Genomic DNA, 25,102 nt, shown 5'->3' with positions numbered 1-25,102 from the left:
ATCCCGACGCCACTTTCATCTTAGTTCGACTTTAGTCTGAAAGCAACAAAAGATTGCAGTTCTTAGACCCTGGCGCGGGCGCGATTTCGGTCCCGGGCCCGCGGCACGGAGCAGCCTTCGACTGCGGCAGCCACGGTGGCGGTCAACGCGCCGATGCATTCAACCACCATGCGTACCTCGTCTCCCTCGGCAAGCGGTGCCGGCGTCAGTTCGCCGCGACGGCCCCACAACTCGCCGAGGCAGCCTCCGTTGCCCACCGTCCCGGAACCCAGGACATCGCCGAACACCACGCGGGAATTCCTGGAGGCGTAGGACACCAGCTCGGGGAACGTCCACCCCATATTGGACACGAGATCCTCCCCCACGAGCTCGCCATTGACGAAGACTTCCGCCCGCAAGGCCAGGAACCCGTCAGCGTCGAGGTACGGTTCAAGCTCGTCTGCCGTGACAATCCACGGCCCCAGGCTCGTCCCGAAGTCCTTGCCCTTGGCGGGACCCAGACGGACCTTCATCTCCCGCGACTGGATGTCCCGGGCAGACCAATCGTTCATGATCGTGTAGCCAAAGATCGCGTCGGCGGCGTTTTTGCCTGACAGGTTGGAGCCGCCGGCGCCGCCAATCACGGCCGCAATCTCAAGCTCGAAATCCAGGCGCTGGGTCACCGGCGGGATCACCGGTTCGCCCGGCCCCAGCACCGTGTGCGGATTCGTGAAGTAGAACGTGGGAGCCTCGTACCATTCCGGCACCACCTCGCTCTTGCCGTCCACGGAGGCGCTGACTCCTTCCACATGCTCCTCAAAGGCAACGAAATCCCTGATCGCCGCGGGGACCAGCGGCGCAAGGAGCCGGACTTCGGCAAGCGGCCGCCCGGCGTCGTGGTTTACCCGCCCAAAGAGATCCCGGGCACCATCCAAGCCGCGCGCCAGCACCTCGGCCACGCGGAGTCCATTGGGAAACGGCACCGCGGTGTTGTCAATGATGAAGCCCTCACCGGTCTCGGCACCGTCCTGCCAGCGCGCGATTCTCATGCCCGCACCCGCTGTTCCAAGAGTGCAGCGGCGTTGCCGGACAGGATCTGCGCTGTCACGTCGGACGGCAGTCCGGCAGCGCGAACCTCGCCAACGGGATCCTCCGGCCCCATGTCGAACGGGAAATCGCTACCCATGAGGACCTGCGAAGGTCCCGCGACATCCACGAGGTGACGCAGGGCCGAAGGATCGTGCACCACGGTGTCGAACCAGATCCGGCGCAAGTAGCTGGACGGCTCCTCGGCACAATCGTGGGCTTCGGGGCGGACGCGCCAGGCATGGTTGGAGCGGCCGATCGCCGTGGGCAGGTATCCGCCTCCGTGGGCCGCGAGGATCTTCAAGCCGGGGTGCCGGTCCAGGACGCCGGAGAAGATCAGGTGCGAGAGGGCAACGGCGTTTTCGGCAGGCTGGCCCACCGTGTTGGACAGGTAGTACCGGTCGAGACGCTCATCCAGGCTGCAGCCGAACGGATGCAGGAAAACGACGACGCCCAATTCCTCCACGCGGCTCCAGAAAGGCTCCAGCCGTTCGTCGGACAACTCGACGTCGCCGGCAAACGAGGAAATCTCGATGCCGGCCAAGCCGCGGCCCAGGATGGCGTCATCGACGCATTCCACGATCCGCCCGGGATGCTGCAGCGGCACGAGGCCCAGGCCGGTGAGGCGTTCAGGTGCCTGGGCCACGTGCTCGGCCACCAGGCGGTTGGCCTCGGTGGCGCTCCACACGGCCAGGCCCTCCTCGGCCCAGGGGTAGAAATGGTTCGGCGAGGCACTGACCCACTGGTGGTCAACGCCTTGGGCATCCATCGCAGCCAAGCGGGCGCGGACATCGGTGAGTTTCGGAAACCGCTCGCCGATCATCCGGCCCGAAGCGGCCAGGCTTGCGGGACCGTTGCGACGGGCATCGAGTTCGGCCGCCTCTTTGAAGGCCTCGGGAGCACGCCGTTCCACCTCGGCCTGGAGGGAAGGAAGGAGCACGTGGGCGTGGACATCGATGGTCATGCCGGTACCGCCATCTTCTGCGCGATCCCGAACAGCAGGCCCGGAGCGTCTGCGTCCTTCTTTCCCTCGATCTGCCATTCGCCCAGTTGCACGGAAGCGTCCACCACGGCCTGCACACGGGGAACCCTGCGCTCGTGGAAGGTGTCCCAGAGTTCTTCGCTGACCTGGTCCGCGTCCACCAGGAGCTCGGCCAGGACGACGGCGTCTTCGAGGGCCTGCGCGGCACCTTGGGCAATCGTTGGCGGGCAGCTGTGGGCGGCATCCCCGATGACGACGACGGGTCCGCGGTTCCACCGGCCGGGCACCAGGTGCTTGGTGAACCAGGTGTAATTGACCTTGGCGCCTTGGTTGAGGTCCTCGCGGATCGAGTTCCATGGACCGCCATAGGCAAGGGATTCCCCGCGCATGATCTCCACGGCCTGGTCATCGGATACCCCAAAACGGTCCTGTGCCTTCTCCACAAGGAACGCGTACATGGTGTCCTCGCCTGTGGGCGTGTAGCCGGCAATGTACACCGGGCCGCCGTAGTACAACTCGCTGTGTTCCACGTCCTTGGGCCGGGAGACGAAAGCGCGCCAGATGCCCATGCCCGTGGTCTCCGGCGACGTCTCGATTCCCATGAGGCCCCGCACGGTGGAGTTCACCCCATCGGCGCCAATCAGGAGGTCGTAGGTTCCTGCCGAGGTCTCGTTGACGAACACCTCCACTTTGTTGTCCGTGACATCGAAGCCGGTGATTTTGGCTCCGAAAGTGGTCTTGGCTCCGGCCTTTTCCGCGTGGTCAAGGAGGATCTTGGCGAGGTCCGGGCGGTACATGCCCATGCAGGCCGGGTAGTCAGGTCCGCCTGTCTTGACCTCTGGAAGCTGTGCGATCACCGGAGCATCGGGGCCAGGCGCCCTAAGGGTGAGCCCCTCAAAAGCCAGGCCCTTTTCCCGCACGTCCTCCCAGACGCCCAACTCGTCGAAAACGCGCAAAGCGTTGCCCTGCAGGGTGATGCCGCTTCCCAGGGCGCTCAGCTCCGGTTTGGTTTCGAAAACGTCGACGGCGATCCCCGCCTTGGCGAGCTGGATGGCGGTGGCCATGGCAGCCACGCCGCTGCCGGCGATCGCCACTTTCTGAACTGCTGTCATGATGTACCCCTTGGTTCTTGGGACTGGTTAGAGGATGGCGACGGGGTTGATGGGTGAACCCACCGCACCGGTGATGGGCAACGGGGCTGCCACCAGGAGGAACCCGTAGCGGCCGCGTGCGTGGCATGTGTGGGCCAAGGCATCCAGGTCCCACAGCTCGCCCACGGTAAGGCCCATGTTCGGGATGACCACTTGGTGCAGCGGTTGGAAGGCAGGGACGTCGAATTCGTTCGGGCGGACCTCGAAGCCCCACGTGTCCGTAGCAATGGCGGCGATTTCCGTGCGGTGCAGCCACCCCGCCGTGGTCAGGGACAGCCCAGGCGCGGGCCCGCCGGCGTAATCTCCCCAGCCGTCGCGTCGAGCCCGGCTGAGTTGTCCCGTGCGGACCAGGACAATGTCGCCGCGGCCAACCGCGCTGGTGGCACCTTGGGCTGCGATGCAGGACTCCAGGTCCTCGGTGGTGATCGCGTAGCCGTCGGGAAGTTCGCCCGTGTCCGGTTGAAGGTGCCGGCCGAGGTCAAGCAGGACACCGCGGGAGACGGGAGACGCCGCCGCATGCTCGATTCCGGTGACCAGGTCGCCGTCGCTCGTTACTACGTCTCCAGCACGGCGACCGTTCCACGCGTTGCCGTGGTCGAAGATGTGGCCCAGGCCGTCCCATTGGGTGGAGCACTGGAGGGGCATGGAAATGACGTCGTCTGCGCCGCCGAGGCCGTGCGGGAAGCCCTGCGTGCCGCGTTCCGCATCCGTTCCGGTGTCCAGCATGGTGTGGACGGGATTGGTGCGCCGGCGCCAGCCCTTTTGCGGACCGTTCATGTCGAAGGGTTGCGAGAGGGAAACAACCTCACCGTCGCGCACCAGCGAGGCTGCCTGCTTCCGCTTCGCGGCGTCGATGAAGTTCAAGGTCCCCAGGGCATCGTCCTCGCCCCAGCGGCCCCAGTTGCGGTATGCCTTTCCTCGGCGGGAGATTTCGCCGTCGGGGTCGTTGCGGTCCAGAGACGCGGGCGTTTCCAGCAGCTCAGCGTGATCCAGGTTCATGGTTCCCGTCCTTAGCCCTGGTTGGTTTGCTCAGCGACGCAGCGCACTACTTGCGTTCCGAGGCCTTGGATGCTGCCCGTCATCACGTCGCCATCGCGGAGCAGCCTGCCCCAGTGCGCGCCGTTTCCGGCCGGGCTTCCCGTCAGCAACAGGTCTCCGGGCAGGAGCGGCATGTTCTGCGAAGCAGCCGACACCAGGGCGGGGATGTCGAAGAGGAGGTCGTCGGTGGTGGCGTCCTGCATGACCTCGCCGTTGAGTTCCAAACGGACCTTGAGCTTGGACGGATCCACAAACTTCGCCGGCACCAGGAACGGCCCCGTAGGCAAGAAGCCGGGAGCGTTCTTGCCGCGGTACCAGTCGGTTCCGATTTCCTTCATGTCGCGGCGGAAGACGAGGTCTCGGGTGGTGATGTCGTTGACGATCGTGTAGCCAGCAACGTGGTCCATGGCCTCTGCCCTGGAGAGGCGGAATGCCTCGGTTCCGATGACGACAGCAAGTTCCAGCTCCCAGTCGTGCTTCCCGCTGTAGGCCGGGAGGACCAAGGGTTCATCGTCGCCGACAACGCAGGCCGGCAGCCCGATGAAGAAGTACGGCTCGCCGTTGGCTTGGCGGTCGTCCATCATCTTGCCCGCCCACTCGCGGGCCTCCTCCGGCGAGCGCGGATCGTCTTTGGACAGTCCTGCCACCACCAGGTCGATCACGTGCGTCCGATAGTTGGCGCCTGTCTGCAGCACTTGCCGGGGTTCCACGGGGGCAGTCAGCACCACGCTGTCCAACGCCACCCATGGACCGTCTTCCGCAGCGAGGTTCTCAAGGCGCTCCCAGTCCAGTGCAGCCAGGAACCCATTGAGGCCTCCGCTGCCGAGGTCTTGCTCCTCCAGCGGCCGGATGCGCCCGCCGGCAACCAGGCCCCAGCGAACGGCTCGCCCCTCGCGGAAGCGGGCCAGGGCAAATGGTGCTTCCAGCCCGGTGTGGTCTGACGACGTCGTCATCAATGTAACTCCCCTCGCGGGCCGCCCTCGGCCCACCCTCATTTAATGTCAGAATTCGACATAAGTACATCAATTTGTGGTTATACCGGGCATCACCGGCATGGATGCCCACGCCGGTGATGCTGCCTGGCTGTCCAGCCCTGGGCTGCCTCTTCTAGCCTTGGCCCTGCCGGGCGTACGGGTTGAACAGTGCTTCCTTGATCTCGTCCGGCACGCCTTCCTCGGTGGCACTCGGGCCATCGGCGGGCGGGAAGGACTCGGTCATGGACATGGGCATGGCACCGTTGCGGTACATGTTGTTCGAGCCCAGGGACGGGGTCCAGGTGTTGGGCTCCCAGTCCGGGACATAGTTGCGGTAGCCACCGGTGTTGAGCTCGATGCGGAGGCTGGACGGTTCGCGGTAGTAGAGGAAGTTCTGCTCGCCGATGCCGTGGATGGAGGGGCCGTACTCAATCGGCACGCCGTTCTCGATCAGGGTGTCCGCGGCGATCAGCAGTTCTTCGCGGGTGTCCACCCAGAAGGCGTAGTGGTTGATGCGGCCTGCACGGGTGGAACCGTCCAGCACGACGCCCAAGTCGTGTGACTTCTCGTTGGTGGTCAGCACGGAGAACACGGAGATCGGAGCTTCGTCCAGGACGGTGCGGGCCATGATGCGGAAGCCGAGGACGTCGTTGTACCACTTGGCGAATCCGTCAACATCAGAGGTTGCGATGGTCACGTGGTCCAACTGGCGGGGCGCGCCGGCAACCATGCTTCGGCGGGCAGGGCGGTCCGGGTAGGTGGAGAGTTCGCTGCCCTCGGCCTGGTAGCGGGTGACGTCCCAGTGGAGGGTCATGCTGTGGCCCCACGGACCCGTGAAGCGGTACGCCCGACCGATGCCGTGCCCGTCGATCCATTCACCGGCGACGCCCGCGGCTTCGATGCGCCGGGCCGCCTCTTCGAGGGCTTCCGCGCTGGAAGTACGCCATGCCATGGTTTCCAGGGCAGGCTCGGTGCCGGGAACCACCACCACGCTGTAGCGGTAGTAGTCGCCCCAGCAGCGCAGGTAAACGGCGCCGTCCACGCGGTCAACAACCTTGAGTCCCACCTGCTTGACGTAGAAGTCGACGGAGGCTTCGACGTCGGGAGTGGTGATGGCCACGTAGGAGAGGTGGGAGAGAAGCTTGATCATCTTCGATCCTTTCGGTGTTCTGTGAAGCTGTTCACATCAAGTCTCCGGCCGCACTGGCGCATCAGGGAAGACGATATTGCCTATGCCGAAGATCAGCCTTGCTTATGCTCTTGACGCAGCCCGGAGACGACCAGCTGGTCTGCCAGCAGCTCGCCAAGGTCCGGCAGCACGGCACCTTCTGAGGCAGCTTCCATGGCCCGGCGAAGGGCCAGCCGGGCGGACCCTTCATAGTGGTTCGGCGCACGCATTGATCCGCCTTCGGCGCTTGTCCTGATGCTTAGGCCAGACCCCAGGCCATCCCACTCCACCACCGTGCGAACCTTCGCCAAGGCAGTTACGCGGAGCAGCGGGGTCCGCGCCTTGGTCCCAAGCACCGCAGCCAGGACAGTCACCGGCACAGGATCGGCAACTGTTAACGGCCTGGCTTCGAGCAACGCCATGCCGCCTTCGGCCGGGATGGCCCCGCTGACGGCGTGGAGAGGTCCATCGGCGAGCACTGCAGCCCACCGGACGCCGTCGCGCAGGACCGGGTCAAGGCCACCGGAGGGAGCTGCGCACTCAACGGTGACCACTGTGGCGGGAGTCTCCGCCCGCCGTCGTACGGCCTCGGCGGCCGCGTCCGCCCGCAGGTGCGGCCGTTCGACGACGACGGGGATGCCCACCAGCCCGGCTTGCGCCGCGGCCGGAATACTTTGCGGATGACTTACGACGACGGCTGACGCGCCGGCCGCTTGGGCCTCCAACAGCTCCTCCCACCAGGCTCCTTCCCCGGGGATCACCACCACGGCACCGTGCGCAGTTTCAGCGTGCCAGGTACTACGTGGAAGTTCGGCCACGGCGGCCCGATAGCGTGCGTGCGAGGCGACGACGGGAAAAACCGGGCTCATGGATGGACTCCCGTGGATGGCTGCGCTTCGGTAAACATGGTGTTGAAGACGGCATCTGCCACGTCGATCGGATACAGGGCGTCCGCCAGGATCTGCCCGTAATCGACCGGACACGTTCCCGCCATCAACTCCCCGAACAACTGCCACTCGGCCTCGTAGCCGTCCTGCAGGGATTGCGGAAAGCGGGCGACGGAACCATCCCCGTTATGGACGGTGACCGCTCCGCTGCCCGCGTGGACGAAGGGTGGCGGATAGTCCAGATCCAGCCTGAGATCGGCGGTGGAGAAGGTCATGCGCCAGAGGGAGTCCGGCCCTTCCGGGAGCATGGTGAGGACCAGTTGGACACTGACGCCACTGGCTTTGAAGCCTACGGCGTAGCCGATCGGCGGAACGAAGCGGGCGTACTGGATGTGCTCCAGGACCGGTGCGAAATGCCGGATGGCCGGGAAGTCGTGGATGGCCAGCCCCGTCAGCAATTGCTGCACGATGCCTGCCGCCACGGCAGGATCGCCGGTATTTGGCCTTCCCCGGGAAGGAGAAGGGAAGGGACCACCGTCATACACCACTTGGTGGTAGCGGCGGTTGGGAGGAAGCGCCAGAGTGACGGCGATGGATTGGAGGGGCCGCCCATGCTGCTTGAGCACCTCGCGGGCCTGCGCCCAGCCCGGATCATGGGCATGGTTGGTGCCGACCAGCAGGATGACGCCGGCTTCGCGGCAGGCCGAGACGACGGCGGCAGCCGCTTCCCGGGTGACGGCAAGTGGTTTCTCGCAAAAGATGGCGTGTTTTCCCGCGGCAACCGCGGCCAGGATTTGCCGCTCATGTTCGGACGGCGGAGTGCAGATGGCCACCGCGTCCACGCAGGGATCGGTCAGCAGTTCGTGATCACCCGATGACCACCGGGCACCCACGGGCTCCGCGAGCGCCTGCGCCCTGCCGCTCCCTCCGTCCGCAATGTGGGCCACCCGGAAGCCTTCACCCAACCGCCTCACGGTGGGTAGATGCAGCGCAGCCACCCCCGGCCCGGCGCCCAGAAACCCTATCTTCACGCCTTCATCTCCCTTCTTTTGTCAGTATTATCCATAAGTGATTGCATTTCTGGCTATAGTTGCGGATTTCCGCACCATAGTGCCGTTACTGTGGAACAATCTGGAGGTATGACCACAGATTCGACCCTCCGGTTCGGCGCCCAAACAGACGAAGTCACCAGCCTGCTTCGCATCGTCAACCTCGTAAGAACCGGAGAAGCCACCACCCGACCGGAAATCGGCCGGGTCACCGGCCTGGGTCGCGGTGTAGTCACCCAGCGGGTGGACCAGGCGATCCAGATGGGCTTCCTGGGCGACGGCGAATTCGGCGCGTCCTCCGGTGGCCGGGCACCCCGGACCCTCCGTTTCCAATCGGAGCGCGGCCGCATCATCGTGTGCGCACTCGGCGCCCTCCATATCCGCGTGGGGTACTCCGAACTTGATGGAGACATCGTGGAACAGCGGCACCGCGAGTGGGACATCGCCCGCGGGCCCGAGGAAACCTTGAAGGCCGCCATGGAACTCCTGGACGACCTCCTCAAGGACGCCGGAGACAAGCCAGTGTGGTCGGTTGTGGTTGGCGTTCCAGGCCCGGTGGACTTCGACAGCGCACAGCCCGTGGCGCCTCCCATCATGCCCGGCTGGAACGGCTATGACATACGAACTCCTTTCGAAGAACGGTTCGATGCCCCCGCCTGGGTGGACAACGATGTCAACCTGCTGGCCTTGGGCGAACGGGCGCGGCGACGGGATGCCTACGCGGACCTGATCTATTGCAAGATCGGCTCCGGCATCGGCGCGGGACTGCTCTCACAGGGCCGCATCCACCGTGGCGCCAACGGTGCGGCCGGAGACATCGGCCATGTCCGCGTGCCCGATTCCGACGCCTTGTGCCGCTGCGGCAAAGTTGGCTGCCTCGAGGCGGTGGCCGGCGGTTGGGCCCTGATCCGCGACGCCGAGCTCGCCATCAAGGAAGGCGCCACCGGCCCCCTCGCCACATCCGTGGAAAAGGGCAACACCCTCTCCCCCGAAGGCATCGCCCTCGCAGCCATCAGTGGCGACGGCCTGGCAGTCCGCCTCCTGCAGAGCTCCGCGCGCGTGGTTGGCGAGTCGATTGCGGCACTGGTCAACATGTTCAACCCCGGAATCATCGTGATCGGCGGCGCTATGGCCTCTGCCGGCGAGGTGTATCTCGCCGAGGTGCGGCAGCGGGTCTACGAGCTGTCGCTGCCGCTTGCCACGAGGGACTTGCGGATCCTGCTGTCCGTCAATGACGAACGCGAACCCCTCCGGGGTGGCGTGGAGCTGGCCCGCGAGCAGCTTTTCGAGGTGACCTTCCCGCGCTGGTTCGCCCAGGGCAAGCCGGGGCCGGTCAGGACCCTGGGAGCTGGCTAAGCGACGTCGCGGGAAACTCCCGCGACCGGAGCCTGCGTAGTCCGCAGGTTGGCTTCAAGGTGGAACGGGAGGACCAGCGGGCCCCCTCCCCCGCCCTGCAAGTACGGAACCATCAGTTCAAAGTCCACGGACACCCTGCGCGGGCGCCCGGGCGCGGCGGAGACTGCTCCTGGAAAAACCAGCACGAGCCGGTCCTGGATGAACCACCAGCCGGGCTCTGCGGCCAACGTGTCCGGCCGCACTTCCCGTTCACCAAGCCGTACGCGGAGCTCTTCCCCAACGGGCTGCCCGTCAACCTCCACAGCAAGGCCCGCAATACTGGACAGCGGCATGGAACGGATCCACGGCAGTCCGACGCGCAGCTCGTGGCCTTCGGTCGTATTACTCCACGCATCGTCGCGCAGGGCATTCTGCAACATCACACACTCCTTGACTCCATGGTCTTTTTGTCTGAAACTGACATAAGTTTGTCACTAAGACGCATATTTGGAAAGGCCCATCATGGAAGCCTCTTTGCCTGCCAGCTGGACGCTGGCCGCAAGCTCCTTCAACTGGACGCCGGACATCATCAAGGCAGAACGGACCCCGCAAGACATCGTCACCGACATCGCCGCCTCCGGCGTTGCCGATGTTGTGGAAGTGGAACCAGGTTCCCTCTGGCGGAGTTTTCCCGCACCACAGGACCTCGAAGTCGACGCCTTCCGGGAAGAACTGAAAGCGGCTGGTGGCCGGGTCAGCATTCTCGGCTGCAGCCTGGATGACTACACAACGACGACGGAACGCCGCACTACGGGTCAGCGGCTGGAGTTCCTCGTCCCCCAGTTCGATGCGGCCCGGCGGGTTGGTGCCACCGGCGTGCGCCTCCCGATCGGGCAAGCCGGACCCGAATTGCTCGGGCTCGTCCAACCCCTGCTGCACGATCTGGACTTGGTGCTGTTCGAGGAAATCCAAGGGCAGCAAGACCCGCGGAATCCACGCGTCCAGCCCGCGCTGGACCACATCGCAGCGCTGGACGACCCCCGCATCCGGGTGCTGGTGGACATCAGCATGTTGATGCCCGCCCTCCCGGTCAGCTATCTGGACGAACTGGCGCGCGGCGGAGTCTCGCCCGTGCTCTGCAGCAGGTTGGAGTCTGAATGGAAGGACCCCGCCACCAACGACGCCATCATGGCTGCGCTGCGGTCAGGGACCGTTCCCCCGCGCATCCATACCCTGTTCATGAACCTGCTGATCCGGTTCGGGCGAAGCGACGCCGCGGACCTGAAGGAAATCCTCCCGTTGGTGGGCGGATTCCACCTCAAGTTCTGGGATCTGGACGATGCGGATCAACGGGTGTCCGGCCCGATCGAGGAGCTGGGCCATCTTCTGGCCCAGGAGGGATTCACCGGCACGCTGACCAGCGAATGGGGCGGCCATGAGTGGCTCCGGGACGATCCCTCCGAAATGACCCGCCGGCACCTGGCGCTGGCAGCGGAGTCGCTCGCCTAACCCACAGCGGGCGTCAGCCTGGCAGCACGGCGGACCAGCCGCCGTCGATCATCAGGTTGGCGCCTGTGACGTAGGAGGCCTCATCGGAGGCAAGGAAAAGGGCGCAGCGGGCCACCTCATCGGGTGTGCCGATACGCCCCAGGGGAATGTGCCCCGCGATCGCGTTCATGGGATGCCCCGGCGCCAGGAGGTCGCCTTCGGTGGCCGAGGTCCGGATCATGCCGGGGCTGACCGCGTTGACGCGGATTCCCAGCGGCGCCCCCTCGGCTGCCAGCTGCTTGGTCATGGCCACCACGGCGCCCTTGGTGGCGGTGTGGGCAAGGCGCCCGTTGGTCACCGAGCCGGTGACGCCGGCCGTTGAGCCAACAAGCACGACGGCGGAGCTTCCGGCTGCTGCCAACTGCCGCCAGAAGTGCCGCACGGGCAGGAAGACAACATCCATCTCGTGGGCCACGTTCCACTGCCAGTCAGCAAAGGAGATCCGGTCCACAGGCGCGAAGCGCGTGGCGGCGGCGTTGGCGTACAGGATGTGGACCTGGCCGTGAGTCTTAGCGACGAGGCCGGCCCAGTCCGCGACGGCGGCATCGTCGGTCAGGTCCACGCGGGTGTTGCCGGCCTGGCCGCCCGCTTCGAGCACCATGTCCACGGTGGCGGCAGCGCCGTCGTCGTCCATGTCGCAGCCGACGACGATCGCACCCTCCTCCGCGAACGCCAAAGCGGCTGCGCGGCCCTGGCCGCTGGCTATGCCGGTGATAACGGCGGTTTTGCCTTCGAGCCTGGGCTTGCGCAGCCGCATGTGGTTCCCCTTTATGTGGTTATTTGGTGCTGAACGCCGCGTCGAAGGCGGCGGCGGAGGGCTGGTAGGAGGAGAGCTTCCGGACGAAACCGAGCGCTTCCGGTGCCCCGACCAGGCGGTCCATGCCGGCGTCTTCCCACTCGACTGACAGCGGTCCGTTGTAGTCGATCGCGTTGAGCATCCGGAAGGCGTCCTCCCAGGGCACGTCGCCGTGACCGGTGGAGATGAAGTCCCACCCACGCCGCGGATCGGCCCAGGCGAGGTGCGAGGACAGGCGGCCGTTGCGCCCGTTGCCGAGGCGCTTCTTCGTGTCCTTGCAGTGCACGTGGTAGATCCGGTCCTTGAAGTCCCACAGGAATCCCACGGGGTCTATGTCCTGCCAGACCATGTGGCTCGGGTCCCAGTTCAGGCCGAATGCCGCACGGTGCCCAATGGCCTCGAGGGTGCGTTGGGTGGTCCAGTAGTCATAGGCGATTTCCGAGGGGTGGACCTCGTGGGCGAAGCGCACGCCAACCTCGTCAAAGACATCCAGGATGGGGTTCCACCGGTCCGCAAAGTCCTGGTACCCGGCGTCGATCATTTTCTCGCTGGCCGGCGGGAACATGGCCACGTATTTCCAGATGGCCGAACCGGTGAAGCCGGTCACCGTCTTGACGCCGAGCTTGGCCGCCAGTCGGGCGGTGTGCTTCATTTCCTCGGCGGCCCGGCGGCGCACGCCTTCGGGATCGCCGTCGCCCCAGACGATGTCCGGGAGGATGTCGCGGTGCCGCTGGTCGATGGGATCATCGCAAACTGCCTGGCCCTTGAGGTGGTTGGAGATGGTCCAGACCTTGAGGCCGTTGCGTTCCAGGACGTCCAGCTTGCCTTGGACGTAGGCGTCGTCATCCCAGCGCCACGGGTCCAGGTGGTCGCCCCAGCACGCGATTTCAAGCCCGTCGTAGCCCCACTCTCCAGCGAGCCGGGCGACCTCTTCGAACGGCAGGTCCGCCCACTGTCCAGTGAACAGGGTGATGGGTCGTGCCATGTTAACTCCTTCCAGGCTTTTACAAGCCCTATGCCTTGACTGGGACGTCTGCCGCCACGCGGGTCCACACGGAATCGTTGTCGGCGCTGCGTTCCACGGCTTCAAGGACGCGCTGGACCCTGAGCCCATCGGCGAACGTCGGGTGCGGGTCCGTGTTCCTGGCGATTCCTTCCACCAGGTCCTTCACCTGGTGGGAGAAGCCATGCTCGTAACCCAGCATGTGTCCGGCGGGCCACCACGCCGAAACGTAGGGGTGGACTGGCTCGGTCACCAGGATTTTGCGGAAGCCCTGCAGGTCGGCGGGGGCCGTGCGGTCGTAGAACTGGATGCTGTTGAGGTCTTCGAGGTCAAACGCCAAAGCACCCTTGTCGCCGGAGACCTCGATGGACAGCGCGTTCTTGCGGCCTGTGGCGAAGCGCGTGGCTTCAAAGGATGCGAGCGCGCCCGACGCCAGCCTGCCAGTAAAGATCGCGATGTCGTCCACGGTCACTTGGCCGTATCCTGCGGCTGCTTTGCCGGCGAGCCCGGAACCCGAAAGACCAGTGCCGCTGCCCTGGAGGGGCCTCTGCTTCACGATCGTGTCCAGAACGCCGGAAACCTGCTCCACGTCCATGCCGGTCACGAACTCCACCAGGTCGATCGCGTGGGCACCGATGTCCCCCAAGGCACCGGACCCGGCATGTTCTTTTTGGAGCCGCCAGGCCAGGGGCATGTCCGGGTCCACCAGCCAGTCCTGACGGTAGGAAGCACGGACGTGCGCAATCCGCCCCACCACTCCTTCGGCGATGAGTTGACGCAGGAAGGTCACGGCCGGCACGCGCCGGTAAGTAAAACCCACCATCGCTTTAACGCCTTTTTCGGCGGCTCGTTCAGCGGCGGCCGCCATGGCTTCCGCTTCTTCGACAGTGTTGGCCAGCGGCTTCTCGCACAGGACGTGCTTGCCGGCATCCAAAGCCGCAATGGCGATCTCCGCGTGCGAGTCACCCGGGGTGACAATGTCCACGATGTCGATGTCGTCCCTCGCAATGACGTGCCGCCAGTCCGTTGCCGATTCGGCCCAGCCCCATTTGCCGGCCGCCTTGGCAACGGCGGCGGCATCGCGGCCCACAATGACGGCCATCTCGGTTTCTGCCGGGAGGTCGAACACCCGAGGTGCCGTGCGCCAGCCCTGCGAGTGCGCCGCACCCATGAAGCCGTAGCCGATCATGGCCACCCGGAGCTTTTTCATGCGAGCACTACCTTGCGGTCCACGGCCACGCGGTTGCCGACGTAGCGCATGGGGGCGATCTGCATGTACAGCAGGCGGAGCGTGAGGATAACCTCGACGTCGATCTCCTCACCGGCTTCGGGGACGCGGTCAAGCGGGATAATGATCTCCGGCTTATCAGCGACGAACCACAGGGTCTCCCACTGATCCGGGAGTTCGGCGATGGTGTAGGACTTGCCCTGGAGCTCGAAGCGCAGTGCGGACGTGGGGATTTCCACGCCGTTCACGGTGGCAGCAACGTCGTCGACGGCGGACAGCCACAGGCTGCGGTACCAGGGCAACTGCACGGAAACAGAAATGCCCTCGGGGTGCCGGCGGACGTCAGCGTCCTGGAACAGGGAGTTGTGGGTTGCCATGATGATCCTTACTCAAAAGTCTCTACGAAGGTCTGGTGCGGAACCGGCGGCTGCGGTTCCAGTGTTTGCCGCGCCGAGGGGCTGTACGGGTGGTACTCCGCCGGGACGGGCTCGTCCGCCGGAGGCATGAAGACCGGCTTGCCGTCGTCGCCGAAGTACATGAGGTCCAGGGCGAACGCGTGCTGGTTCTTTTCGGCAAAACTGATCCAGTTCTCCTCGAAGGGAGCACGGAGAAGCTCGTAGCAGCGGAACTTCCAGATCTTCCATTCGCCGTCCTGGCGCAGGAAGTCCACGGCGTACTTGCACCAGACCCAGTGGGCCCAGACCTTCTTGCCTTGCACTTCGCCCGGCGAGTACATGTAGTCCGGGCTTTCCTTGGCCACCTCGGGGTCCGTCAGGCCTGACTCGTTGCCCGTCATGATCCACACGCCTTTGGCAGTCTCGCCATCTGCCGCCACTTCGATCACCGGAGTGGTGGTGTAGTGCAGGATCAGCTTGCCCACCGGATTGGGGCGTCCCTGGTGGTACCGGATGACGCTTTCGTAGTCCGTGTACTGCCCCGCGTTGGTATAGCGGGCGCGGATTCCGGGAGTGCCTGGCCTCACCCACAAAGGAATAATCTGTTCGTCCTGGAAGGCATTGTGCAGGTACATGTATCGGTTGAAGAGGTTCTCGATGTCGCCCCGGTCAGTGGCGCGACGGGCCAAGCGCTGCGCTTCCCTGAGTTCCTCGCGCAGTTGCTGGATCTCAGCGGTAAGATCCGTGTCGATTGCCGGCATCGCGGGCCTTCCTATGCTGAAACAGAGTCGGTGGCGCGGGCCTCTTCGATGGCGCGGCGCATGAGGGCGTGCTGCTTCTTCACCAGCTCGATCGGATCGGACTCGCCCAGATCGGCGAACGCGTGTCCTTCCCATTCGCTGGACAGGAAGCCGGTGTAGCCGCCCTTGACGAACTGCCGGACGATCCGCGGGATGTCCATGGCGGGTTCGTTGCCGTCCGCATCGATGTCATAGAACTTGGCGTGAACGTGGAACATCTGGGGCATGATGTCCAGCCATTCCTCCGGTGCCACCAGTCCATGCATGTTGAAGGCAAGGCGGGTGAAGGGTCCAAGCTGCGCGGGATCGAAGTTGTTGGAGCGGAGGTAGTCCTCGAACTCCTGGTTGCGCTCCTGCATGGGCAGCGGCTTGCGCCAGATGTCCTGCATTACCGCGAAGTGTTCCTTCGGCAGGCCCATCTGTGTCAGCGTGCGGAACAGGGTGGGCGAAAGGCTGTGCATGGTGGAGCTGAAGTCGGCGGTGAAGCCCAGCCGCTCGCTGTCGAGTTCCTCATACATCTCGCGGATCTGGAGGATCTTGGGGTCGTTGGGTCCCTGCGGAGCATGGATCTCATACCCGAGCTTCTGGTCGTACTTCTCGGCCAACGGCAGGAGCCTGCGGAGCAGTTCCTTGCCTGCGGAACGGATCACGATCTTGTTGAAGCCGAGCGTGTTGGCGGTCTTGAGCTGGCGTGCGAAGAACTCGAATTCTTCGTCCGGGGTCATGTCCCGGTCCTTGCGCCGGCCCATGTCCAGGTTGGTGCCGACCGCGCTGGGGGTCAGGCCGTAGCGGTCCATGCTGTCGCGCCACAGCTTGACGAAGTCTTCGTCCACGTCCGGGTAGGTGCGCAGCATCTGCGCGATGTTGAATTCGACGCCGGGACCCAGGCCTTCGTCGGCGACGGCCTTGATGAGCGTCTCAGGCGTGTAGAGGCCGGCGGCGAATTCGGAGGTCAGGGAGTAAAGGGTGATGCCAAGCTCGATGCCCGAGCCTGCGATGCCGTTAGACATAATGTGTATCCGTTTCTTCTAGCCGAGGACCGGCTGGGCGAGGTGGCTGTTGAGGATGCGGCGGGCCTCTGCGGGATCGGTGACCATGGCCGAGCCGGCGTTGGCGGCAGCGGAGCGCTGGACGGCCTGCTCGCCCCGGATGATCTCGAAGGGGTCTTCCCAGTTGTTCCAGTGCCAGCCTTCGTATTCGCTGGAGATCGCTCCGGAGTAGCCGTTTTCCACGAGTTGGCGAACCAGGTCGCGCACCGGGACGGAGGGTTCCTCGCCGTTCTGGTCAATGCCGAAGAACTTGCCGTGCACGTGCTTGACGAACGGCATGATTTCCAACCACGTATCGATCGGAGCGGGGCCGAAGAGTCCGGTTCCGTTGATGGCGAAGTCGATGCCGAGATCCGGCCGGCCGTTGCGCGCGGCAAGGCCAATGAAGGCGCCAAAGCGTTCGCCATGGACCTTCTGGGTGTTGGGCGGGCCCTCTGCGTAGAAGCCGTTCCAGAGATCCACCACCTGCTGGAGCAGCTCTTCGGAAGCTCCCCGCCGGCGGTAGGCCTCGATGAGGGAGGGCGCGAAGCCGGTGACCGTGGCACCCCAGTCGGCGGTGAATCCGAGCAGCGGAGAGTTGAGCTTCTCGTAGCGGTCGCGGAGGGCAAGCACGCGCTCGTGGGCGCCGTGCTGGTCGGCGTGGACTTCCAGGGCCAGCGTCACCCCGTACTTTTCGGCTACCGGCAGCAGGCTTTCCATGGCATCCGGGGTCAGCGAGATCTGAACGCGGGCGATCTGGAAGCCGAGGCGCGAAGCAACCTCGATCTGCTTGCGCATGTACTCCACGAGCTCGTCGTGGTTCATCAAGCGGTCCCTGCGGATGCCGGTATCCACGTTCACGGCCAGGGAAGTGGGAACCAGGTCCACTTCCTGCACGAGGTCGCGGAAGTGGCCCACGAAAGAGTCATCGATCCGGTCCGGGAAGCCGCGAAGGCTGGAGAAGCCGATGATTTCCAGGCCGGGGCCGAAGCCCTCAGCGGCCACCTTGCGGATCAGGCCGTCGAGGTCGTACTGCCGGCCGTGGAAAGCGCGGGTGAAGCTGTAGAGCGTTACGCCCTGGATGGGAGTGCCGAGGCCGGTCATCACTGTCCTACCTTCATGGTCTTGGTGTCGTTTTCTTCGATGTGCAGCACACCGTGGTCGGTGATGATGTAGGGGATGTAGAGCTTCAGGTCCACGCGGACCTCGTGCTCAGCCGCCGCATCCACCGGAAGCTCACCGGAAAGGACTGCGGAATCGAGGGGGTGCCACCACTCCCCTGTTTCCTCCACGAGCTCCGCGAAGCTAAAGGTCCGGTTGTTCATGGTCCAGCGGAGCGAATCCTCAGGAGCAGCCACACCGTCGATGGTGAGGGCTGCCCCGGCAATGCACGAACCCGGCAACGCCCGGTACCAAGGGATGCGGACTTCGACGGCGGCGCGGCCGCCTTCCGCGGTGAGTGTTCCTTGCTCGATCATGCGGTCGGCAATCATCGGGACTCCTTGTCTTGCCTCCGGGCATCAACGCCCGAAAGGACTTTTTCCTTATTTCGTAATTCTATTGTCTGTTTCCGACATAAGTAAAGAGGTCTCAAGCTCTTCGGCGATCCTGCGCGCACCCCGGACGGCCAGGGCCACGGCAGTGAGGGTCGGGTTGCATGCGGTCGGGGTGGGGATCACTCCGTTGCCTGCAACGAACAGGCCACGGACTCCCCACACTTCGCTGTCCGGCGAGCACACACTTTCGCCGTCGTCTTCCAATCCCATTCGCGTCGATCCCTGGTAATGGAGGGATGCGCCCGGCGGCAGCACGAAGGGGCGCTCATCCAGCGGGCGACCCACCGCCTGACCCAAGCGGACGATTTCCGTCTTTGCCCGCTCGATCACGTCGTGGTCCGCATCCGTCAGGCGGTAGTGGATCCGCATGGCCGGCATTCCGTAGGCATCCAGGACCTCGTCATCGAAGGCAACGCGGTCGTCCCGCTGAAGGTCCTTGGCACAGAACAGGCCCAGGCCCACGATCGATCCGGGCACCACGGGATCATCGTCCGCCAGCGGCACGGGCGAGGCGTCCAACTGCATGATCTGGCCGTGGAAAGGTACGTCATCCGTGTACGGCACCCAAGCGACACCGCTTTGCTGGGACAACCCGCCCTGTGGCTGATTCTCCGCCGGCTCTGCGGCGCCCGTCACACCTTCAAGCCTGCTGGCAAACACCACCTGCGGCTGGTCGTTGAGGTACCGCCCCAGGGCCTCCGGCCGGACACCCGAAGCCCACAGCAACTGTGGAGTCCGCAAGGCATCAGCAGCCACCACCACGAAGCGGGCGGCCACCCGGTGACTCGCGCCAGTACGGCGGTCCTGGACTTCCACTCCCGAGGCCGTTCCGCCGTCGTACGTCACTTTGGTGACCAGAGACTCGTCGAAAAGCCCGAAGCGCGGGTTCTTCCGGGTCGCCTCACCCATCACGACGTCGGCTCCCGACCAGAGGAGGCGGCCATCCGTTTCGCGGTGGACGGCAAGCGGCATGGGCTGGACCTTGGTGGCCGGGTCCCGGCCCTCGTCCACCGCCGCGGCGAGGCGGTCATGGACGATGTCGGAGAAGGGGGCGCCGTCGAAAGCGTGGGTGGTGACGCCCAGGAGACGCTCGGCATGCTCGAACAGCCCGTCCATGTCCGGGACGAAGTCGATCCTCTCCTTGCCGGACGGACGTGGGCAGGCAGCGGTCCAGTGGGCACCCATGCCACCGACGTTGCTGGACATCGCGGCCACCGGGAGGCCGTCTTCGCCTGGAAACGCGTACCCCTCGCTGAGCAGGTAGGTTCCCGGCCGCGCACGCCTTTCGCCAGCCTTGACTGCACCCGGGGAGTTGACTGTTGCGGCTCCGGCGCCCGGGCCTTCAGAAGCCCGCTGGGCTTCGGTTCTCCGTTCCAGGTCCGCAATGTTCTTGACGTGGGCGCCGGGTGGGTTGCTGACCGTGGGGCCCACCTCGAACATGGCGATGCTGGCGCCGGGCGCCTCCTCGCTCAGGATGCGGGCGTAGGCAGAAGCCGTCGGACCACTCCCCACAATCGCGACATCAACCGATGCCGGGTAGGAACGTTGGCTCACCGCGAAGCCACCAATTCCTGGATGCGGCGCACCGACTTCGCGGAATCGATGGTCGGGTAATACTCGAGTCCGACCGGTCCGGCGTAACCACTGGCCTCCAGGTCGTTCAGGCGGGCTGTCCAGTCGATGGAACCGGAGCCGGGTTCCCCACGGCCTGGCGCATCGGCGATCTGCACGTACTTGACCAAATCACCTGCGTTCGCCAGTTCCGCGGCCACGTCCTCGCCCTCCACCGTGGAGTGGTAGAGGTCGTAGAGAATGCCGAAATTGGCCGAGTCAACGCCGCGGGCAACGTAGACAGCCTCCGAGGTGCGATCCAGGAGGGCTCCAGGGTGGTCCACGCGGATGTTCACCGGCTCGAGTACGAGCGTGATGCCGGAGCCCTCGATGTGCTTGATGCCCTTGGAGAAGATCTCGATGAGCTCATCCAACTGGTCCTGGCGCTTCCGGCCACCGAAGCCGGTTCCGCTCCCCACAACGATGCGCGGGCAACCGAGTTCCTGCGCAACCCTCACCCCGGCATCCAGTCCCTCATAGAACGGTTCGTGGTTCTTCGGCGGGATCATGAACTGCATGCGCGGCTCGGCGAGCTGGGCGGTGAGCTGGATGCCGGTTTCCTGCAGCGCGGCTTTGAGGGCCGGGATGTCCTTGGTACTGGGGCCCCACATTTCGACGGCGTCGAAGCCGGCTGATGCTGCGGCGCGGACGCGTTCGGCAGCACTTTCGCCTGCTTCAGAGAACAAAAGGTCAATATTCGGCGCAAGTTGGAACATGGTTGTCTCCTGTGACTTATGAGTGAGTTTCTAGAACATGGGGTGGCCATGGACTGCGTCGGCCGGGACCGGCTGGAGCACGTCCCAGTGCTCGACGATCCTGCCGTTGGCGAACCTGTAGATGTCAGCCACCGCGGCATCCGGCCGGCCCGGGTACGAGGCGCGGACATGGACCATGGCGAGATCGCCGTCCACGAGGATCCGCTGGATGTCGAAGCGAGCGTCCGGCGAACCGTCGAACTTGGGCGTGAGCGCCGTGATCGCAGCTTCCGGGCCGTCCGGAATGTTCGGATTGTGTTGGACGTAGCTCTCCGCCACAAGGAAGTCGAAGGCTTCGCGGACCCTCTTCTTCGTGTAGAAAACGTCCACGAACTTTTCGAAGGCGGCGCGGTTGTCCGTCACCGCTAGCCCTTCAGGCCGCCGGAGAAGCCTTGGATGAAGCGCTTCTGGGCGAAAAGGAAGAGGGCAAGGATAGGGATCATGGACACGATCACGATCGCGAAGATGGAGTTCCACTGGGACACAAGGGAGCCGATGAAGTAGTACATGGCCACCGGCAGCGTCTGGTTGCTGGAACCGCCCAGGAAGATCAGCGAGGTGAAGAAGTCGTTCCACACAATCAGGCCGGCGAAAATCGTTACCGTTCCCGTTGCCGGGGCCATCATGGGGAAGACCACCTTGGAGAAGATCTGGGTCTTGCTGGCACCGTCGATGGTGGCGGCTTCCTCGTAGTCGGTACCGAGCCCACGGAAGAAGTTGGCGTACAGGAAGATCGAGAGCGGCAGCAGCATTCCGGTGTAGAGGACAATCAAACCCCAGGCCGAGCCGGTCAGGCCCAGGGAACGGGCGCCCATGTACAGGGGAACCGCACCGAGCTGTCCCGGGAGGATGATGGCAACAAGGAAAAGGTAGTAGGCAAGCTTGCTCCAGCGGCGGGTGTGCCGGGAGATGACGTAGCCGGTGATCGACCCCAGGGCGATGAGGCCCAGGATGCTGCCTGCGGTGATGATCACGCTGTTCACCAGGCCCAGGACCACATTGGAGTTGCCGGAAGCGGTCAAAACCGCAGTGAAGTTGCTGAAGTCAGGGTTCGACGGCGGTGCCAGCGGTGACGTCGTGTAGATCTCGCTGCTGGGCTTCAAGGCCGTGGTCACCAGGAAGTAGAACGGAGACAGGAAGAGCAGGGCCAGCGCCCACAACCCGATTTCGCGGAGAAGGGTGAGTTTCGTGTAGCGGAACATGGTCAGTCCTCCGGGTTGGAGCGGGTCAGCCGCTGCTGGATAACGGCAAAGATCAGGATGATGACTGCGAGCACCAGGGCCAGTGCCGCGCCGCCACCGAAGTTTCCGAGGGCGAAGGCCTGCTTGTAGACCTGCGTGGCGAGCGTTTCCGTTGCACCGGCGGGACCGCCGCCGGTGAGGGCCATGATGGGGTCGAAGACCCGGAGCCCTTGGACGATGCCGAGCGTGGTGGCGATTGCCACGGCCGGACGGATCGCTGGAAGCGTCACGTTCCAGAAGCGCTGCCACAGGTTGGCGCCGTCAATGGCGGCGGCTTCCTCGATTTCCACCGGGACACTGGCCAGCCCCGCCATGAAGATCACCATCGCGAACCCCGTGGAACCCCAGACCAGCACGATCAGAACCGTCCAGATGGCCCACTGCGGGTCTGCGAGCCACGGCTTAGCGAGGTCCTCCGCACCGATGGACCTGAGGAAAACGTTGATGGGTCCATCGAAGTCGAAGATGTACTTCCAGATGTAGGCCGTCGCCAGGGGGCTGAGCACCACGGGCATGAAGAACAAGGTACGGAGGATGTAGCGCGTCTTCAGCACCCGGTTCAGGCCCAGGGCGATGACGAGGCCCGCGACGTTGCCGATGAAGACCGACGAAAAAGCCAGGAACAGGGTGTTCATCAAGGCGCCCAGTTTGGTGGGGTCCTTGAAGATGGCTTCGAAGTTGGCCAGTCCCACTACCTTGAAGGATCCGATGCCGGTCCAGTTGGTGAAGGCGAAGTAGCCACCGATGCCGGTTGCCACATAGTGGATGGCAATCACCAGGGCAATGCCCGGGAGGGCCCACCACCAGTGTCCGAACTGCAGGGAGCCACCCCGGGAACGGACCTTTCGGACCGTCCCCGGAGCGCGCTTGCCTCGCCGGGAAGCGTCAGCTGCTTCGGTCTTGGATTGCATCGTCGCAGTCATGGTAATCCTTGCTTATCCCTTGGAGTAGAGCGAACGGTGATGGTGGGAATCCGGCTTAGCCCCAGGCCGAATCCATGGCCTGCAGGACCTGGTCAACAGACTTCTGGCCGGTCAGGAGTCCCTGGACACCGGTGGCGAGGGCGTCGTAGACAGCAGAGTTGGGCCACTGGCTGTTGGGAAGCGGACCGTACTTTCCGTCCTTGATGAGGTCGCCCACGTTCTTGTAGGCGCCGGAAGCGTAGTCATAGGTATCCAGGCCACTGACCGGGAGGGCGCCGTCGATCTCGGCGAAAGCCTTGGTCTGCTCCGGCTGGGCTGCCCAATCGAGGAACGCCTTGGCTGCGTCCTTGTTCTTGGAGGCGGCGTTGATGGAGAAGGAGTAGTTGGCGCTGGCGTAGACAAAGCCCTTGTCTGAGCTCTGCTCGGACGGAAGCGCACGAACTACGAAATCGGAATCAGCGGCGGCGGTCTTAAGTTGCTTCCACGACGGAGCGGGTACGAAGCCGGCAACTGAGGTGCCACTGGCCAGGCCCTTGGTGATGGCGTCGAAGCCTGCACCGGCCGCACCCTTCTGGAAGCAGCCTGCATCGTTCAGCTTCTTGACTGCCTCGAGGGAGTCCTTCCAGCCCTGGGAGTCGGCGAACTTGGTCTGGTTGCCGGACCGCTTTTCGTTCCACTTGGGGTCTTCTGCGTACACGCGGGACGCGGCAAGGGACATCGCCATCAAGCCCGTATTCGGTGCGGCAGAGCCGGCCAGGGCGAAGAAGGACTTGTTGGCGGAGCTGAGCGTGGAGCACTGCTTTTCCAGCCCTGCGAAGTCGGTGGGGAAGTCTGCAACACCTGAGGCCTTGGCCGCGGTTTCATTCACCACCAAGCCAACAACGGTCATCTCGGCGGCCTGGCCGTAGACCTTGCCGTCCTTGCCGAACAGCGCCTCACTTCCAACCGGAACCAGGTTCTTCGCCGAATCGTCCAGGGGTTCCAGGAAGTTCGCGTCAACCAGCGGGAGGATGCTTCGACCCGTTCCCGAACCGGGAGAGGTGACGATGACATCGGAGGCATTGCCGGCCTGCAACTGTGTGCGGACCGTCTGGTCGTAGGAGTCGTTGGGCTGCGCGTTGAACGTGATCTTCACATCCGGGTGTGCGGCCATGTACTGCTCGCCGAGCTTTTGGAACGGGCTTTCAATGGTGTTGGAGGTGGAGAACGTCAAGGAGAATTCCTTGGAACCTCCGTTGCTGCCCGTCGACGCGGAGTTCGAGCAGCCTGTGAGTGCGAGTGCAGCAGCGGTTGGGATAACGAGGACGCCGAGCTTGAGTCCCCGGAAGCGGTGCTGTGTCATGTTCAGCCTTTCTGACTTCTTTGTCTGGCGGGGTCCGTGACCCCGGTCACTCACCAGTATGCATGGCATCTGCCAGAAAGACACATAAGTATTTCGGATACCGCACATAAGTCCCGCTGCTCTAAGTTAAGATGAACGTGCTGCGCCCTCATCAGGCGGAAAGACGCCCCCGGCCCCGACTCGAAGGATGCCCGTTGTGACGGACCACTCCCTGCTCTCCAGGCTTGATCTCAACCTGCTCACGTCCTTGGATGCCCTGATCACCGAGCGCAGCGTGACCCGCGCAGCAGAGCGCCTGCACCTGAGCCAACCCGCCTTGAGCGCCTCGCTCGCACGCCTGCGCAACCACTTCGGGGATCCCATCCTGGCCCGCCGCGGCAACACCTACGAGCTCACGCCCTTTGCGTTGCGCCTCGCCGAGCACACCACCATGGCCTTGGACGCCGCCCGCCGGGTCTTCGAGAGCCAGGCCAGTTGGGAGCCCAACGAATCAGCCCGGGAGTTCTCCATTTATGGCTCGGACTACGGCTTCACCACTGTTGGCCGCGTGGTCTCGGAGCTAGCCGCTGAGCGCGCTCCGGGCGTCCGTTTCCGCTTCATGCTCCACAACCCCGTAGTGGTGGAGGACGCAGCCAACCGCCTCCGGGCCGCGGACGGCATGGTGATCCCGCACGGCATCCTCACAGGGCTGCCCTTCGTGGACCTCTGGCGCGACGACTGGCTGGCCGTAGTTTCCGAGAGCAACCAGGAGGTGGGCGAGGCCGTCTCCATGGACAACATCGCCCAATTGCCCTGGGTGATGACCTACCAATCACGTTCCGCCTTCACGTCCGCGGAACGGCAGATCCAACAACTGGGCATCGAGCCCCGGGTGGAGGTAGTGGTGGAGAGCTTCCAGGCACTCCCCCACTTTGTGGCCGGCACCAACAGGATCGGGCTGATCCAGGCGGCGTTGGCCCCGATCGCCCGGCGGCTCGGCGGCGTTCGGGTCCTCCCGCTGCCGTTCCCGGCAACTCCCTTGGTTAACGCCCTGTGGTGGCACCCCGTCCACAACGCGGACTCGGAGCACATTTGGATGCGGGGACTGTTCGAGGAGGCCGCGGCGATCGTAGCCTCCGCAACTGACGCCGGCACCGACGCCTGACCTGGCGGCGGCCGGATCCAGGCTCAGGGCCAGCACGTCAAGCCTGGCCGGAAATCCGGCCAGGCTTGACGTCTGCGTTGAGA

At 64.6% G+C, this 25,102-nt stretch carries 26 protein-coding genes; 3 read left to right on the top strand and 23 right to left on the bottom strand.

Features of this window, described 5'->3' with window-relative positions:
• Positions 1-62 precede the first annotated feature (62 nt).
• The 8 genes from ACIPY3_RS19770 to ACIPY3_RS19735 all read right to left on the bottom strand — a co-directional run bounded on the left by ACIPY3_RS19770 (position 63) and on the right by ACIPY3_RS19735 (position 8,296).
• The gene (locus ACIPY3_RS19770) at positions 63-1,028 is read right to left on the bottom strand and encodes a fumarylacetoacetate hydrolase family protein (protein ID WP_400336742.1); all 966 of its coding nucleotides are present in this window, start codon (positions 1,026-1,028) and stop codon (positions 63-65) included.
• Positions 1,025-2,029, bottom strand: coding sequence for an amidohydrolase family protein (locus ACIPY3_RS19765; RefSeq protein ID WP_400336741.1), 1,005 nt, complete (start codon positions 2,027-2,029; stop codon positions 1,025-1,027). The genes ACIPY3_RS19770 and ACIPY3_RS19765 overlap by 4 nt, the downstream gene beginning before the upstream one ends.
• Positions 2,026-3,159: an FAD-dependent monooxygenase gene (locus ACIPY3_RS19760; protein ID WP_400336740.1), complete on the bottom strand. Its 1,134-nt coding sequence runs from the start codon at positions 3,157-3,159 to the stop codon at positions 2,026-2,028. The genes ACIPY3_RS19765 and ACIPY3_RS19760 overlap by 4 nt, the downstream gene beginning before the upstream one ends.
• A gap of 27 nt (positions 3,160-3,186) precedes the next feature.
• Entirely contained in the window at positions 3,187-4,197 is a 1,011-nt protein-coding gene (locus ACIPY3_RS19755) for a cyclase family protein (RefSeq protein ID WP_400336739.1), read from the bottom strand.
• An 11-nt stretch (positions 4,198-4,208) separates the two neighbouring features.
• Complete coding sequence (locus ACIPY3_RS19750) at positions 4,209-5,189, bottom strand: fumarylacetoacetate hydrolase family protein (protein WP_400336738.1); 981 nt, start codon at positions 5,187-5,189, stop codon at positions 4,209-4,211.
• A 154-nt stretch (positions 5,190-5,343) separates the two neighbouring features.
• Positions 5,344-6,360, bottom strand: coding sequence for a VOC family protein (locus ACIPY3_RS19745; protein ID WP_400336737.1), 1,017 nt, complete (start codon positions 6,358-6,360; stop codon positions 5,344-5,346).
• 92 nt (positions 6,361-6,452) lie between these two features.
• Positions 6,453-7,247, bottom strand: coding sequence for a hypothetical protein (locus tag ACIPY3_RS19740; RefSeq protein ID WP_400336736.1), 795 nt, complete (start codon positions 7,245-7,247; stop codon positions 6,453-6,455).
• On the bottom strand, positions 7,244-8,296 hold the full coding sequence (locus ACIPY3_RS19735) for a Gfo/Idh/MocA family protein (RefSeq protein WP_400336735.1): 1,053 nt from the start codon (positions 8,294-8,296) through the stop codon (positions 7,244-7,246). The genes ACIPY3_RS19740 and ACIPY3_RS19735 overlap by 4 nt, the downstream gene beginning before the upstream one ends.
• Before the next feature lie 108 nt (positions 8,297-8,404).
• Between ACIPY3_RS19735 and ACIPY3_RS19730 the strand changes: the two genes are divergently transcribed.
• The gene (locus tag ACIPY3_RS19730) at positions 8,405-9,670 is read left to right on the top strand and encodes an ROK family protein (protein WP_400336734.1); all 1,266 of its coding nucleotides are present in this window, start codon (positions 8,405-8,407) and stop codon (positions 9,668-9,670) included.
• Here the strand turns inward: ACIPY3_RS19730 and ACIPY3_RS19725 are convergent.
• Positions 9,667-10,089 (bottom strand): hypothetical protein, encoded by a 423-nt coding sequence (locus tag ACIPY3_RS19725; protein WP_400336733.1) that lies wholly within the window; start codon positions 10,087-10,089, stop codon positions 9,667-9,669. The two genes, ACIPY3_RS19730 and ACIPY3_RS19725, sit on opposite strands and share 4 nt — an antisense overlap.
• An 82-nt stretch (positions 10,090-10,171) precedes the next feature.
• Here ACIPY3_RS19725 and ACIPY3_RS19720 point away from each other — a divergent pair, with 82 nt between their 5' ends.
• The gene (locus tag ACIPY3_RS19720; RefSeq protein WP_400336732.1) at positions 10,172-11,158 is read left to right on the top strand and encodes a restriction endonuclease subunit R; all 987 of its coding nucleotides are present in this window, start codon (positions 10,172-10,174) and stop codon (positions 11,156-11,158) included.
• A 13-nt stretch (positions 11,159-11,171) separates the two neighbouring features.
• Here the strand turns inward: ACIPY3_RS19720 and ACIPY3_RS19715 are convergent, their stop codons facing one another.
• Genes ACIPY3_RS19715 through ACIPY3_RS19650 form a run of 14 tightly spaced genes read right to left on the bottom strand, consistent with a single transcriptional unit; the run spans position 11,172 to position 23,875 of the window.
• Entirely contained in the window at positions 11,172-11,954 is a 783-nt protein-coding gene (locus ACIPY3_RS19715) for an SDR family NAD(P)-dependent oxidoreductase (protein WP_400336731.1), read from the bottom strand.
• A 19-nt stretch (positions 11,955-11,973) separates the two neighbouring features.
• Entirely contained in the window at positions 11,974-12,978 is a 1,005-nt protein-coding gene (locus tag ACIPY3_RS19710; RefSeq protein WP_400336730.1) for a sugar phosphate isomerase/epimerase family protein, read from the bottom strand.
• Positions 12,979-13,006: 28 nt separating this feature from the next.
• Positions 13,007-14,206: a Gfo/Idh/MocA family protein gene (locus ACIPY3_RS19705; protein ID WP_400336729.1), complete on the bottom strand. Its 1,200-nt coding sequence runs from the start codon at positions 14,204-14,206 to the stop codon at positions 13,007-13,009.
• A complete protein-coding gene (locus ACIPY3_RS19700; protein WP_400336728.1) occupies positions 14,203-14,601 on the bottom strand; it encodes a DUF6379 domain-containing protein in 399 nt (132 codons plus the stop codon). Before ACIPY3_RS19700 ends, ACIPY3_RS19705 begins: the two co-directional genes overlap by 4 nt.
• An 8-nt stretch (positions 14,602-14,609) precedes the next feature.
• Complete coding sequence (locus ACIPY3_RS19695; RefSeq protein WP_400336727.1) at positions 14,610-15,380, bottom strand: nuclear transport factor 2 family protein; 771 nt, start codon at positions 15,378-15,380, stop codon at positions 14,610-14,612.
• A gap of 11 nt (positions 15,381-15,391) precedes the next feature.
• The gene (locus ACIPY3_RS19690) at positions 15,392-16,429 is read right to left on the bottom strand and encodes a sugar phosphate isomerase/epimerase family protein (protein WP_400336726.1); all 1,038 of its coding nucleotides are present in this window, start codon (positions 16,427-16,429) and stop codon (positions 15,392-15,394) included.
• 18 nt (positions 16,430-16,447) lie between these two features.
• On the bottom strand, positions 16,448-17,551 hold the full coding sequence (locus ACIPY3_RS19685; RefSeq protein WP_400336725.1) for a sugar phosphate isomerase/epimerase family protein: 1,104 nt from the start codon (positions 17,549-17,551) through the stop codon (positions 16,448-16,450).
• The gene (locus ACIPY3_RS19680) at positions 17,551-17,940 is read right to left on the bottom strand and encodes a DUF6379 domain-containing protein (protein ID WP_400336724.1); all 390 of its coding nucleotides are present in this window, start codon (positions 17,938-17,940) and stop codon (positions 17,551-17,553) included. The genes ACIPY3_RS19685 and ACIPY3_RS19680 overlap by 1 nt, the downstream gene beginning before the upstream one ends.
• A gap of 51 nt (positions 17,941-17,991) precedes the next feature.
• Positions 17,992-19,557 carry a GMC oxidoreductase gene (locus tag ACIPY3_RS19675; RefSeq protein ID WP_400336723.1) on the bottom strand — a complete coding sequence of 522 codons (1,566 nt, stop codon included), beginning with the start codon at positions 19,555-19,557 and terminating at the stop codon, positions 17,992-17,994.
• On the bottom strand, positions 19,554-20,330 hold the full coding sequence (locus ACIPY3_RS19670) for a TIM barrel protein (RefSeq protein ID WP_400336722.1): 777 nt from the start codon (positions 20,328-20,330) through the stop codon (positions 19,554-19,556). Before ACIPY3_RS19670 ends, ACIPY3_RS19675 begins: the two co-directional genes overlap by 4 nt.
• Before the next feature lie 30 nt (positions 20,331-20,360).
• Positions 20,361-20,732 carry a nuclear transport factor 2 family protein gene (locus ACIPY3_RS19665; RefSeq protein ID WP_400336721.1) on the bottom strand — a complete coding sequence of 124 codons (372 nt, stop codon included), beginning with the start codon at positions 20,730-20,732 and terminating at the stop codon, positions 20,361-20,363.
• A gap of 2 nt (positions 20,733-20,734) precedes the next feature.
• A complete protein-coding gene (locus ACIPY3_RS19660; RefSeq protein WP_397326172.1) occupies positions 20,735-21,571 on the bottom strand; it encodes a carbohydrate ABC transporter permease in 837 nt (278 codons plus the stop codon).
• A gap of 2 nt (positions 21,572-21,573) precedes the next feature.
• Positions 21,574-22,533, bottom strand: coding sequence for a carbohydrate ABC transporter permease (locus ACIPY3_RS19655; RefSeq protein WP_397326174.1), 960 nt, complete (start codon positions 22,531-22,533; stop codon positions 21,574-21,576).
• A 55-nt stretch (positions 22,534-22,588) separates the two neighbouring features.
• Positions 22,589-23,875 (bottom strand): ABC transporter substrate-binding protein, encoded by a 1,287-nt coding sequence (locus ACIPY3_RS19650; protein WP_400336720.1) that lies wholly within the window; start codon positions 23,873-23,875, stop codon positions 22,589-22,591.
• A 196-nt stretch (positions 23,876-24,071) separates the two neighbouring features.
• On the opposite strand from ACIPY3_RS19650, the gene ACIPY3_RS19645 reads away from it, so the two are divergent.
• Positions 24,072-25,019, top strand: coding sequence for a LysR family transcriptional regulator (locus ACIPY3_RS19645; protein WP_400336719.1), 948 nt, complete (start codon positions 24,072-24,074; stop codon positions 25,017-25,019).
• The last annotated feature ends 83 nt before the right edge of the window (positions 25,020-25,102 follow it).

It is taken from the genome of Paenarthrobacter sp. NPDC089714, from assembly GCF_044748905.1.
Lineage (GTDB): Bacteria > Actinomycetota > Actinomycetes > Actinomycetales > Micrococcaceae > Arthrobacter.
Note: the sequence above shows the minus strand (reverse complement) of the source record. Positions and strands in the feature narration are given on the sequence as shown.